The organism is Bradyrhizobium sp. McL0615 (assembly GCF_049993905.1).
Classification (GTDB): Bacteria; Pseudomonadota; Alphaproteobacteria; order Rhizobiales; family Xanthobacteraceae; genus Bradyrhizobium.
Window position 1 is genome coordinate 6,181,036 of record NZ_CP188254.1, and the last position, 12,152, is coordinate 6,193,187.

The 12,152-nt window shown below is 64.5% G+C and carries 11 protein-coding genes, 1 tRNA gene and 1 pseudogene; 6 read left to right on the plus strand and 7 right to left on the minus strand.

All coding sequences use genetic code 11. The annotated features are described in order from the left end of the window. Positions 1–77: 77 nt before the first annotated feature. Positions 78–1,433: pseudogene (locus tag ACPPVP_RS29820) on the plus strand (hypothetical protein); the annotation flags it as partial. A gap of 12 nt (positions 1,434–1,445) precedes the next feature. Here the strand turns inward: ACPPVP_RS29820 and ACPPVP_RS29825 are convergent. Beyond that, positions 1,446–2,198 (minus strand): alpha/beta fold hydrolase, encoded by a 753-nt coding sequence (locus ACPPVP_RS29825; protein WP_426527047.1) that lies wholly within the window; start codon positions 2,196–2,198, stop codon positions 1,446–1,448. A 53-nt stretch (positions 2,199–2,251) separates the two neighbouring features. Next, a complete protein-coding gene (locus tag ACPPVP_RS29830; RefSeq protein ID WP_426527049.1) occupies positions 2,252–3,397 on the minus strand; it encodes a hypothetical protein in 1,146 nt (381 codons plus the stop codon). 250 nt (positions 3,398–3,647) lie between these two features. Between ACPPVP_RS29830 and ACPPVP_RS29835 the strand changes: the two genes are divergently transcribed. Together ACPPVP_RS29835 and ACPPVP_RS29840 are read left to right on the plus strand one after the other, a co-directional pair. Further along, complete coding sequence (locus ACPPVP_RS29835; protein WP_426527051.1) at positions 3,648–3,893, plus strand: zinc-finger domain-containing protein; 246 nt, start codon at positions 3,648–3,650, stop codon at positions 3,891–3,893. Positions 3,894–3,900: 7 nt separating this feature from the next. Further along, on the plus strand, positions 3,901–5,103 hold the full coding sequence (locus tag ACPPVP_RS29840) for an FAD-dependent monooxygenase (protein ID WP_426527053.1): 1,203 nt from the start codon (positions 3,901–3,903) through the stop codon (positions 5,101–5,103). A gap of 100 nt (positions 5,104–5,203) precedes the next feature. Here ACPPVP_RS29840 and ACPPVP_RS29845 read toward each other — a convergent pair whose 3' ends face one another. Then, entirely contained in the window at positions 5,204–5,635 is a 432-nt protein-coding gene (locus ACPPVP_RS29845; RefSeq protein ID WP_426527055.1) for a twin-arginine translocation pathway signal, read from the minus strand. Positions 5,636–5,824: 189 nt separating this feature from the next. Here ACPPVP_RS29845 and ACPPVP_RS29850 point away from each other — a divergent pair. After that, positions 5,825–5,911, plus strand: a tRNA-Leu gene (locus ACPPVP_RS29850). Positions 5,912–6,088: 177 nt separating this feature from the next. After that, positions 6,089–6,667: a TMEM175 family protein gene (locus tag ACPPVP_RS29855; RefSeq protein WP_426538132.1), complete on the plus strand. Its 579-nt coding sequence runs from the start codon at positions 6,089–6,091 to the stop codon at positions 6,665–6,667. On the opposite strand, the gene ACPPVP_RS29860 is transcribed toward ACPPVP_RS29855, so the two are convergent. Beyond that, a complete protein-coding gene (locus tag ACPPVP_RS29860; RefSeq protein WP_426527057.1) occupies positions 6,636–7,373 on the minus strand; it encodes a lysophospholipid acyltransferase family protein in 738 nt (245 codons plus the stop codon). The two genes, ACPPVP_RS29855 and ACPPVP_RS29860, sit on opposite strands and share 32 nt — an antisense overlap. A 127-nt stretch (positions 7,374–7,500) precedes the next feature. On the opposite strand from ACPPVP_RS29860, the gene ACPPVP_RS29865 reads away from it, so the two are divergent. Further along, a complete protein-coding gene (locus tag ACPPVP_RS29865; RefSeq protein ID WP_426527058.1) occupies positions 7,501–8,358 on the plus strand; it encodes an alpha/beta fold hydrolase in 858 nt (285 codons plus the stop codon). Positions 8,359–8,656: 298 nt separating this feature from the next. Here ACPPVP_RS29865 and ACPPVP_RS29870 read toward each other — a convergent pair whose 3' ends face one another. Genes ACPPVP_RS29870 through ACPPVP_RS29880 form a run of 3 tightly spaced genes read right to left on the minus strand, consistent with a single transcriptional unit; the run spans position 8,657 to position 12,139 of the window. Beyond that, on the minus strand, positions 8,657–10,273 hold the full coding sequence (locus tag ACPPVP_RS29870; RefSeq protein WP_426527060.1) for an ABC transporter ATP-binding protein: 1,617 nt from the start codon (positions 10,271–10,273) through the stop codon (positions 8,657–8,659). 1 nt (position 10,274) lies between these two features. Next, positions 10,275–11,198: an ABC transporter permease gene (locus ACPPVP_RS29875; RefSeq protein ID WP_426527062.1), complete on the minus strand. Its 924-nt coding sequence runs from the start codon at positions 11,196–11,198 to the stop codon at positions 10,275–10,277. Continuing rightward, positions 11,198–12,139 (minus strand): ABC transporter permease, encoded by a 942-nt coding sequence (locus ACPPVP_RS29880; RefSeq protein ID WP_426538134.1) that lies wholly within the window; start codon positions 12,137–12,139, stop codon positions 11,198–11,200. Before ACPPVP_RS29880 ends, ACPPVP_RS29875 begins: the two co-directional genes overlap by 1 nt. Positions 12,140–12,152 lie beyond the last annotated feature (13 nt).

The following is a 12,152-nucleotide window of genomic DNA, read 5'->3' on the forward strand; positions in this document are numbered from 1 at the left end:
TCGGGAAATCAAGCCGGATCATGTCCGACTATTGATCAATTTCGGCCTGCCGGCCATGCCCGGCATGCTGGGCTAAAATGGGGGGACACCACATCAGAACGCAAATATTGCGGGTGCGGACCGCTGCCAATGCGTGGTCGGCCTGGATCGCGGCCATCACCATCCCGCTGATGTTGCTGGCTCCTGCCCTGTGGAATGGCTACCCGCTGCTCCAATGGGATACCGGCGGCTATCTGGCGCGGTGGTACGAAGGCTATCTGGTACCGAGCCGCTCCACCACGTTCGGCCTCTATCTGCATTTCGGCGAGGATTCGAGCTTCTGGATCAACCTCGGGATCAACGCGCTGGCGACGCTGTGGATCCTGCAGTTGATCCTGCGCGTGCTGGGCCAGCCCCAGCCGTTGCGGCTACTGGCCATGAGCCTCGTGCTGGTCCTGACCACCTCGCTGCCCTGGCTCGCCAGCACGCTCCTGACCGACATCTTTGCCGGCCTGTCCGTGCTGGCGCTCTTCATCCTGGTCACGCATGGCGAGAGAACTTCGACCATCGAGAAATGCCTGCTGTTTGGCCTCACCGCTTTCGCCGCGGCGACGCACAGCGCAACGCTCGCGGTGTTGCTCGGACTTTGCTGCATGGGCTGGATCGCGCGGCCGTTTCTGCGCGGGCGGATTTCCGTTTCAGGGTTGGCCCAAGGCAGCCTCACCATTATCGCGGGCGCCCTGCTGCTGCTCTCGACCAATTTTGTATTGTCCGGAAAGCTGGCGTGGACGCCCGGCGGCTACGGCGTCGCCTTCGGACGGATGCTGCAGGATGGCATCGTCGCCCAGTATCTGCGCGATCATTGTCCAAAGCAAAACTTCAAGCTCTGCCCGTATCGCGACCGGCTTCCCGCGACCGCTGATCAGTTCCTGTGGGGCAACAGCATGTTCAACAGGCTCGGCCGCTTTCAGGGGCTGAACGACGAGATGGGCTTCATCGTGGTGCATTCGCTGGCCGAATATCCGGCCTGGCAGGCCAAGGCGGCGCTGACGGGGACGGCGCAGCAACTCGTCCATGTCGCCACCGGTGAAGGGATCAATACCTGGCTCGGCCATACCTACGGCATCATCGAGCGTTTTCTTCCGGCACAAATAAAGCCGATGCGCGCGGCGCAGCAGCAGCGCTGGCATTTCGACTTCACCGCGATCAACCGGCTTCACATTCCCGTCGCGCTGGCGTCGATGCTGCTGGCCGCGATCCTGTTCGGCCGCGGCGTGCTGCGCCGGCCGTTCGACGATCTCACTTTGCTCGCCGGCACGGTTTCGTTCGCCGTGCTCGGCAACGCGTTCATCTGTGCCGTGATATCCGGCCCGCACGACCGTTACGGTGCACGCATGGCGTGGCTTGCGACCACGGCGGTGCTGATCGCGGCGCTCCGACAGCTCGCCGGTGACGCGCGCGATCGCTCATTGCCGGCGCGACAAGAAGTCGGTGACGCCCGTCTTGTAGACCTTGTCGCCGACGGCGCGCATGTGGTCGCGGTTCGGAATGTCGAGCACCTCGGCGCCCGGAATGATTTTCCCGAGCGCCGCGGCTGAGCCAGCGATTTCGTCCTTGGTGCCGACCGCGATCAGGACCGGCACGCCGATGCCAGCGGCTTCCGCAGATGTCATCAGCCGCCGTGAACCGCGCAGGCAGGCCGCAAGCGCGCGGCGGTCGGAGCGGGTCTGATCGGCGAAGGCGCGAAACGTCCGCCCGACCGGGTCGGTGACGTCCTCCAGCGACGGCGCCTCCAGCGCGATCGCCACGTTCTCGCCGGGGCCGCCGCCCTCGATCAGTCCGATCCCGATGCCGCCGAGGATCGCCGAGCGCAGCCGCTGCGGCTGCTCGCGCGCCAGTATCGCCGTCATTCGCGATCCCAGCGAATAGCCCATGATGTCGGCGCGCTCGATTCGCAGATGATCCAGCAGCGCGATGACGTCGCTTGCCATGATCGCAATTTCATAATCCGCGGAATCGTAGAGTTTTGCGGAATCGCCGTGGCCGCGATTGTCGAGTGCGATCACGCGGCGGCCGTCTTTCTTCAGATCGGAAACCCAGGTCGGATAGACCCAATTGACGTTCTTGCTGGAAGCAAAGCCGTGCACGAGAACGATCGGATCGCCCTCGCCTTCGTCGAGATAGGCAATTTCGACAGCGCCGTTGTGAAAACTCGGCATCATCAGTTCCATGTTTTGGGGATCGGATGGCGATCTTTGCAATGACCGAAAGTCTAGCCTTGCGTGACAGCGCCCGCCAGAGCCGGGCCGGACGGCAAGCCTGCCGCCGCCTGCTGTCTAAACCGCCGCGCCTTCTTGCGACGAAGCCACGCTTCGGTGGCCCGCTCGGTGGTCGCCTTGATCGACGACAGAAAACCGAACAACGCCAGCAGAGCACCGAACACCCACATCGTCAGATTGAACGTCCCGGCCGCCAGCAGCAGCGCGCCGCGGCCGAGCAGCTTCAGGATAGCACGGGTCTGGCCGCCCTTGGATTCGGCAAGCCGGGCCGCGCGCGCGACGTCCTTCGGTCCTTGCGCGATGCGCAGCGTGTCGAGCGCCCCCCGGGTGCCGGCCTTTTCGCCGACACGTCCGACATCTTTCGCCAGCCGAACCAGCGCGCCGGCCTTCTCGGCGCGGAACGCCGCCCTGATCGCGCTGACGGTCTCGCCGGGCCGCAGCACCGAGCCCTTCGCGACCGCCTGCTGCAGCACCGGCGCATCGACGACCTCGCGCGCCGAGCGGCCGGCCCATTGCGTCAGCCCCTCGCCCAGCCGCCCGACCTTGCGGGCGTCCTTGACCATGGAAAGGCCGGCGCGCAGCGGTCCGACACCGCCGACCGAGACGTAGGTCGCGGCGGTCACCGCAAGGCCTACCGTCGCCAGGCCCAGCACCAGCCGGTCAGCCTCCTCGCCGGTCGCCAGATGCTTGCCCTCGCGCACGACATCCCTGATGTCGCCGAACACGAAGAGATCGCCGGCGACTGTGCCCGACAGGCTCGCGACGTCGTCGGCGTTACCGGTCACCAGACCCGTGGCAAAGCGTTTGGCAAAATGCGAGGCCGAACCCGCGTCGGTAACGGCATCGCTGACGCGCTTCGACAGTTCGTCGCTGACGGCAATGCCCTTGTCGCGCGCGAGTTCGACGAAGCTGTTGGCGAGATCGGAATCGCCCTCCGCCAGTGCTGTCTCGATGTTCTCGGCGACCAGCGCCTGGTTGCTTCGCAGGGCGGAATTGATGTGGATATCGGACAGCGCCGCGGGGTCGTCCTGCGCCGCCAGAATGGCTGTGGCCTCGCGGGCATGCGGCCACAGCGCCGCGCACACCGCAACGCTGAGCGCCATTCCTGCCAGAGCTGAACCGAGCCGCAACCGCCTCATCCAAAAAAGTCCAATGTTTTCGTCTTTCTCAAGATGGTATGCCGTTTTTAAGACACAACCGCCCCGACGAAAGAAGGGCTTTTCTCCCACGACAAGATTGTGTCGAATTTGCATGAGCAAATGTGCGGTCGGGACCTCCAAGATTCGGCTCTAGGAATCATCGGCACCCCCCACTATGGTGCGCGGCATTTCGAAGCTGCCGCGTCGTGTTGATTGCGTGCGCTCATCGTTGCTATCCAAGGTGAACCTGATGTCCGATCATGTCGTCCCGCATTTCCATAACGACGCCGGCGTCCCGGTGATCGAGATCGGCTCGCAGGAATTCATGTGCGTGGGCGCCAACCCGCCGTTCGACCATCCGCACGTGTTTCTCGACCTCGGCAACGACAACGAGATCATCTGCCCCTACTGCTCCACGCTGTATCGCTTTGCGGCCGACCTCGCCGCGGGCGAGGCCCGCCCGCCGGAATGCGTCCTGAAGGACAAGGTCGCCTGACCCCTCGGTGGCTGCCGCGCGCACCATCATCGTTGCTGGTGCCGGGATCGGGGGACTGACGGCAGCGCTTTCGCTCGCCGCCAAAGGCTTTCGCGTCGTCATTCTGGAGAAGGCGGAGCGGCTGGAGGAAGCCGGCGCCGGCCTGCAGCTTTCGCCCAACGCCAGCCGGATCCTGGTCGACCTTGGCCTGCGGCAGCGGCTTGCGCCGCGTGCCGTAACTCCCGAGGCCATCAACATCATGAGCGCGCGCGCGGGCGGCGAGATCGCCCGCCTGCCGCTCGGCGAGGCCGCCAGCCTTCGCGCCGGTGCGCCCTATTGGGTGATGCACCGCGCCGATCTGCAAGCCGCACTGGCGGCCCAGGTCAACGACCATCCGGACATCGATCTCAGGCTCGGTTGCCAGTTCGAGGACGTGACTTCGCACGCCAAGGGGCTGACCGTTGTCCAGCGCCGCGGCAATGCGCGACAACAGGAGCTGGCGGTGGCGCTGATCGGCGCCGACGGCATCTGGTCGGCGGTGCGGAACCATTTATTCCCGGAGGTGCAACCGCAGTTTTCCGGCCTGATCGCCTGGCGCGGAACGCTCGATGCGACGACGCTGCCGCGCGAATATACCTCGCCGCGGGTGCAGCTCTGGATGGGGCCGCAGGCGCATCTGGTCGCCTACCCGATCTCGGCGGCACGGCAGATCAACGTGGTGGCGATCGTACCGGGAACCTGGAACAGGCCGGGCTGGAGCGCGCCCGGCGATGCCAACGAACTCAAGAGCGCGTTCGCCTCGCAACGCTGGCCCGCGACCGCGCGGATGCTGCTCGGCGCCGTCGACGGATGGCGGCGATGGGCGCTGTTCACGCTGCCCGATCTCGGCGAATGGACGGAGGGTGCGGTCGCACTGCTCGGCGACGCCGCGCATGCGATGCTGCCGTTTGCCGCGCAGGGCGCGGGCATGGCGATCGAGGACGCCGCCGTGCTCGCAAAGTGCCTGAGCGAAAGCCCGGGCGACAATATCGCGGGCATCCCCGCAACCCTGAAGAGATATGGCCGGCAGCGCCGCGGCCGCGTGCTGCGGGTGCAGCGCGCCGCGCGGCAACAGGGCCGCATCTATCATCTCACCGGACCTCTGGCGCTGGCGCGCGACCTTGCCATCAAGGCGATGGGCCCCGAGCGCATGCTGGCACGGCAAGACTGGATCTACGATTGGCGGGTATGATTGAAATCCCGCAGCCGGGGTGGAGCGCAGCGTAAACCGGGATCAGCCCATCCGCAGGCGATACCCGGATTTCGCTTCGCTCCATCCGGGCTACGATCCTTTAATTTACCGCACCGCTGGCCTTCGAACGCTTGCCCTTGGCAGGAGCCGGCGCGACCGGCGCTGCCGCCTTGGCTTCCGGTTTCGAATCCTGACACCTGTTCTTCTGCCAGGCTTCTTCGGCCAGCTTCGATTGTCCGCGCAACGCAATGTAGTCGTTGCGATAGGCCATCTCCGCCACCACGGGTCCGGCGACGCCGGTTTCGGCCTTTGTCATCAACCCCTGCACTTCCGCGGTGCGGGTAGCGAGGTTCTTGCGCTCCGTCTCGAGCTGCTTGCAATCGTAGAGTTCGTATTTGGCGGGATCGGCGAAGGCCGGCGAAATCGTGTCGCTCATCCCGGCGCAGCCGGAGAGCCCGGCGCCGAGCGCAACCAGCGCCAGCGCCGCAAGGCTGCGCGAGAATAATTGGCGATGGGACAGCGAGTTGGGCATCAGACCTTCGTTAAGTGGATTATGTTGAGATTGCCTAAAGCTCGCCGCAGGTAAACACCCCAAGTGTCCGCATTGAGGCTTTGCTTTGGCCCGCGCCCTCACTTAAAGGTGGGAAGCGGTTTCGGTGGAGACTATCCCAATTCCACTTCTCCGCTAAACCTGCTAAGTTATTGATCTCCTGAGACTAAAGCGGACGTGGCGGAACTGGTAGACGCAAGGGACTTAAAATCCCTCGATGGCAACGTCGTGTGGGTTCGAGTCCCACCGCCCGCACCACGCTTCGCCCTGACGGGCTACGCGTGGCGCAGCCACGCGAGACCGTAAGGTCGAAGCGTGTCCGGCATAGCCTGAGCGAAGCGAAGGCGACGACGGACTGGCGCGGCTAGGACCGGTCAAGCGACAACGGAATAGTAAGACCGGGGACCCCCATTGCCACACACCGATCTTTTCGAAATGCGCCGGCTCGAGATGCTGAGCAACACCATCTTCGGCGTTGCCATGACGCTGCTCGCCTATGATTTGCCGAAAGCCAGCAGTTTCAAGCAGGCGCCCACCTGGATGGGTCTGGCCCACGTCTACGCCCAACCCGTCATCGCGCTGGCAATCAGCTTCGTCGTCGCCGGCCTGTTCTGGTTCAGCCATCACCGGCGGCTTGCGGTGGCGCCGGAGGCCGGGCGTGGCGTGGTGTTCCTTAATCTGTTTTTTCTGCTCACGATCATCATCCTGCCGGTGACCAATGGTCTCTACGGCGTGTATCGGCTCGATGGCGTGATTGCCGTGATCTACGGGCTGCACCTGACCCTGATCGCCGTCGTGAATGCGGTGTTGTGGATTCTCGCGCTGCGTGGCCGCCACGATCCGTATTTGATGGTCACCGCGCTGTTTCCGGTGTTCGTGTTGGCGCTCGCGACGGGAGTGGCCTCCGTCGCACCCCCGGCCGCGCAGTTCATCTGGTGCCTGGCGTTTCTCTCGCCCTTTGCGGGCTGGGTTGCCGCGCGGATCAGCGCGCCACCTTCGCCTCGGTCACCGTAAGCAGCCGGCTCGCTTCTTCCGTGATCATCCGCTCCATCTTTTCCTGAAACTCCTTGCGCGGCAGGCCCGGCGCAATCGGCGGAAGAAAAGAGAGGGTGATGGTGCCTGAATGCATCATCAGGGTCTTCTTGCCCCAGAACAGGCCGGAATTGCACGCCGCCGGCACCACCGGGACGTCGAGGTTGGTGTACAAAGCGGAGATGCCGGCCGACTGGAACGTCATGGGCTCGTCGATCGCCTGCCGCGTGCCTTGCGGAAACAGCAGCGCCTTGCGTCCCTCGCCGACCGCGAGCCGGGCCTCATCGACCATCTGGCGCAGCGCCTGGCGGCCGGCCGAGCGGTCAACCAGGATCATCGGATAGCGCTCCAGAAACCAGCCGACGAGCGGCAGCTTCCTCAACTCCTTCTTGGCGACGATGCTGGCATCGGGGAAGATCACGCAGAGCGCCGCGGTCTCCCACAGCGACTGATGATTGCAGGCAATGATGCAGGCTCCGTCAGGAACGTGCTCGCGCCCCTCGACGCGATAATCCAGCCCCACCACGTACTTCATCAGGAACATGATGCCGTTGGCCCAGACCTGGGACACCGCGCGCACCGTCGTGCTGCTCGCGTTGAACAGCGCCATGAACGGCACCGACAGCGAAACCACCAGCGTCAGGACCACCACGGCGGCATCGAATAGTATCGACCTCAGATAATACAACGTCCGTCCCTTCAGGGCCTCTGTGCGGCTTCCAATACAGCACTTTTCCCGGGTTGCACAATTCCGCCCGCCCCGTGGAAATATGGTCCATCATGGATCGGCCTGAATGCCTGTCCAGGATCACCCCATGCCCATCCAAGAAAAGATCATCATCGCGCCGCATCTGGTCTTCGACGCCATCACCGCGGGCGCGACCGGGGCGCCGCTGGTACTGCTGCTGCACGGCTTTGCGGAATCGATGCATTGCTGGCGCGCCCAGGTCACGGCTCTCGGCGACATGGGCTATCGCGCCATCGCGCCGAGCCAGCGCGGCTATTCGCCGGGCGCCCGGCCGGATCCGCACGAGTTTTCGCACTATCTGATCGACCGCCTGATGGACGACGCCATGGCGATCGCGGCGGCCGCAGGCTGTGAGGAGGCGCGCTTTCATCTGGCTGGCCACGACTGGGGCGGCAGCATCGCCTGGGGCATCGCCGACCGCCATCACGAACGGTTGGCCTCCCTCACCATTCTCTCGCGACCGCATCCGAACGCGTTCAACCGCGCGCTGGCAACCGACGACGAGCAGGCGCAACGCTCAAAGCACCACAAGGCGTTTCTGGAACCGGATGCCGCCGATGTCGTGCTGGCCGACAACGCCAGATGGCTGCGCGAGCGCCTGGCCGCCAATGGCGTCCCATCTGATGCGATCGAGAGGCATCTCGCCGTGCTCGGCAACAGGCAAGCGATGGAAGCAGCGCTGTCCTGGTATCGCGCCCGCGGCGCGATCCGCGGGCCGCTCGGCCCGATCCGCGTGCCGACGCTTTATATCTGGGGCGACGCTGACGACACCGTCGGCCGCGCCGCCGCCGAAGGCACGGTCGATTTCATCGCCGCGCCCTATCGCTTCGAAGTGCTACCTGGCGTCGGGCATTTTGCGGCGGATCAGGCGCCGGAACGTGTCTGCGAATTAATGCTGGAACATCTCGCCGCGCATCCAGCCTGAGGAACGCAACGCAACAAAAAATGTTGTCATGCACAAAAGGAGTATGACGACATGGCTAGCGAACAACCCAAACCCGCCGTAACCGGGCGGAAACTGCCGCGGGATCGGCGGTCCCAGCCGCAACAACCGCAAATCCCCTCGCCGCTGTCGAGCGATGGCCTGGAGCTGATGCGGGATACCCACTGCTGATGATCACGTCATTGCGAGCGAAGCGCAGCGATCCATTCTCCCCCCGCAAAGAAATATGGATTGCTTCGCTTCGCTCGCCATGACGATCGGGACAGATTGCGCGACGCCGCTACGCGGTGGCGGCGAATTCCTGATGCCGGCCGGGCGCGGCGTCGAACAATGCCCTGGTGTATTCGTGCTGGGGCGCGGCAAAGACGTCGGCCGTGACGCCCTGCTCGACAATCACCCCGCGCTGCATGACCGCGATCCGGTCACAGACCTGGGCTGCCACCCGCAAATCATGGGTGATGAACAGCACCGCCAGATCGAACTTGCGGCGCACTTCGTCCAATAGCTTCAGCACCTGATCCTGCACGGAGACGTCGAGCGCCGATACCGGCTCGTCGCCGATCAGCAATTCAGGCTCCATCGCCAGCGCCCGCGCAATGCAGATCCGCTGGCGCTGGCCGCCGGAGAATTGATGCGGGAAACGATCGATCGCGGCCGGCGGCAGATGCACCACCGCCATCAGGTCGCGCGCGCGCTGCAGCGCCTCCTTGCGGCCGAGGCCAAAATTCATCGGGCCCTCGATGATCGCCTCGCCGACGGTGCGGCGCGGATTGAGCGACCGATAGGGGTCCTGGAAAATGAACTGGACACGCCGGCGCATCGGGCGGAATTTCGCTTCCCGCATCGCCGCGATATCGATGCCGTCGATCTTGATGCCGCCGTCGGTAGCGTCGACCAGCCGCGCGACGCAGCGCGCCACCGTCGACTTGCCGGACCCGGACTCGCCGACAATGCCCAGCGTTTCGCCGCGCCGGATCGTCAGCGAGACGTCCTTGACCGCGGCCACCACGCGCGCCTTCGGCTGGAACAGCGAGCGCTTGCCATAGGTCTTGAAAAGCTTCTCGGTCTGAAGAACTACCGGTCCGGTCACCGGCAACCGCTTCGGCGGCGTCATGCTCGGCACCGCGGCCAGCAGCATCCTTGTATAATCCTCGCGCGGATTCCGCAGCACCTCCTCGCAGGGACCCTGCTCCACGATCCGGCCCATCTGCATCACCACGACGCGGTCGGCGATCTCGGAGACGACGCCGAAATCATGGGTGATGAACAGCACGCCGGTTTTCGTGCGGCCCTGCATTTCCCGCACGAGCTTGAGGATCTGCGCCTGGGTGGTGACGTCGAGCGCGGTGGTCGGCTCGTCGGCAATCAGCAGCGCGGGATCGAGCACCAGCGCCGCCGCGATCATGATCCGCTGGCGCTGGCCGCCGGAGAGCTGGTGCGGATAGGCATCGATCATCTGTTCGGGATCGGGCAGATGCACCGCGCGCATGATCTCGAGCACGCGCGCACGCTGTTGCTTCTGGTCGAGGCTGGTGTGGATCTCCAGCACTTCGCGGATCTGGTCGCCGACCCGCTCGACCGGATTGAGCGCGGTCATCGGCTCCTGGAACACCATGGCCATGCGGGTGCCGCGGATCGCGCGCAACTCGGCGTCGGACTTGGTGAGCAGTTGATCGCCCTGCAGCCGGATCGAGCCGCTCTCGACCTGCATCGCGCCCTTCGGCAAAAGCCCCATCACGGCCTGCGCCGTCACCGATTTGCCGGAGCCGGATTCGCCCACCACGCAGACAATCTCGTCGGCGCCGACGGTCAGGTTGATACCCTGCACCGCGTGCGTCCTGTCGCCTCCCTTGATGGCGACGGAAAGGTTCGAGACTTCGAGGACAGTGTTGCTCACATCACACCCGCTTCGCCATTTTGGGATCGAGCGTATCGCGCAAGCCGTCGCCGAGAACGTTGACGGCCAGGATCGTCAGCGCGAGGCAGACGCCGGGATAGATGATGTTGTGCGGGAACAGGCTGAACACCTCTCGTCCGGCGGCCATGATGTTACCCCAGGTCGGCACTTCCGGCGGTACGCCGATGCCAAGGAAGGACAGAATGGCTTCGATGAGGATGGCGGACGCGCAGATGAAGGTGCCCTGCACGATCATTGGCGCGATCGTGTTGGGCAATACATGCCGCCACAGCAGCTTCGGGGTTGAAGTGCCGAGCGTGACCGCGGCCTCGACATAGGGCTCCTCGCGCACCGAGAGCACGATCGAGCGCACCAGCCGGACGACGCCCGGTATCTGCGGAACCGTGATGGCAATGATCACGGTCAGCACGCTGGAGCGGAACAGCGACACCATGGCGATCGCCAGCAGGATCGCCGGGATGGCCATTAACCCGTCCATGATCCGCATGATCACGGCATCCAGGATACGGAAGAAGCCGGCCAATAGCCCAATGAAGAGGCCGGCGGCGACGCTGATCAGTGCGACCGAAACGCCGACCAGCAGCGAGACGCGCGCGCCATAGATCACCCGGCTGTAGACGTCGCGCCCGAGCCCGTCGGTGCCGAAAACGGCCATCATCTTGATGCGCTCGCCGGTGTCCGTGCGCATCGTGAACTCAGCACCGGGGACCTTGTTGCGCGCGATCGGGTTGATCGCCGTCGGGTCGATGGTGCCGAGCCAGGGCGCCAGCAGCCCCATCAACAAGGCAATCGTGATGATCGTGGCGCCGAACATCACGCTCGGGTTACGCAGCAATTTACGGAACGAAGCCGGCTTTCCGGGGCTCGCCGGCAGAACGGGTTCGATGATCGTCGCGTCCACCATCAGTAGCGAATCCTGGGATCGAGCACGGTATAGATCATGTCAACTGCCAGGTTGATCATGACGTAGACGAATGAAAACAGCAGGATCACGGCCTGGATCGTCGGATAGTCGCGCGCCAGCACCGCGTCGACCGTGAGCCTGCCGAGGCCGGGAATCGTGAACACGCTTTCAGTCACGACGACGCCGCCGATCAGCAGCGCCACGCCGAGGCCGATCACGGTGACGATCGGCACCGCCGCATTGCGCAGCGCATGGCGGAACAGCACCTTTCGCTCGGACTGTCCCTTGGCGCGCGCGGTGCGGATGTAATCCTCCGAGAGCACTTCGAGCACGCTGGTGCGGGTCATGCGCGCGATCAGCGCCACATAGATCACCGACAGCGTCACCGAGGGCAGCAGCAGCCGCAGCGCCCAGCCGCCGACGCCTTCGGAAAGACGCTGATAGCCCTGCACCGGCAACCAGTTCAGCCAGATCGAAAACACGTAGATCAGGAGATAGCCGACCACAAACACCGGCACCGAAAATCCGAGCACCGAAAAGCCCATGACAATGCGGTCGAGCCAGCTGCCTTGCCAATGTGCCGCCATCACGCCGAGCGGCACCGCCACACACACCGCGATCAGCATGGTGAAGAAGGCCAGCGACAGCGTAGGCTCAATGCGCTCGCCGATCAGCGCGGCGACCGTCTTCTTGAAGAAGAAGCTTTCGCCGAAATCGCCGGTCAGCACCCTGCCCGACCAGATGACGAACTGCTGCAGCATCGGCTGGTCAAGGCCGAGTTGCTGGCGGATTTGGGCGATCTGCTCGCTGTTGGCGCTGTCGCCGGCAAGGATCGCCGCCGGATCCGACGGCGTCAGTCGAAGCATCAGGAAGATAAAGACCGCCACGACCAGCATCACCGGAATGGTGCCGAGCAGTCGCCGGAAGAGGTAACCGTACATGGACATGGTTGGC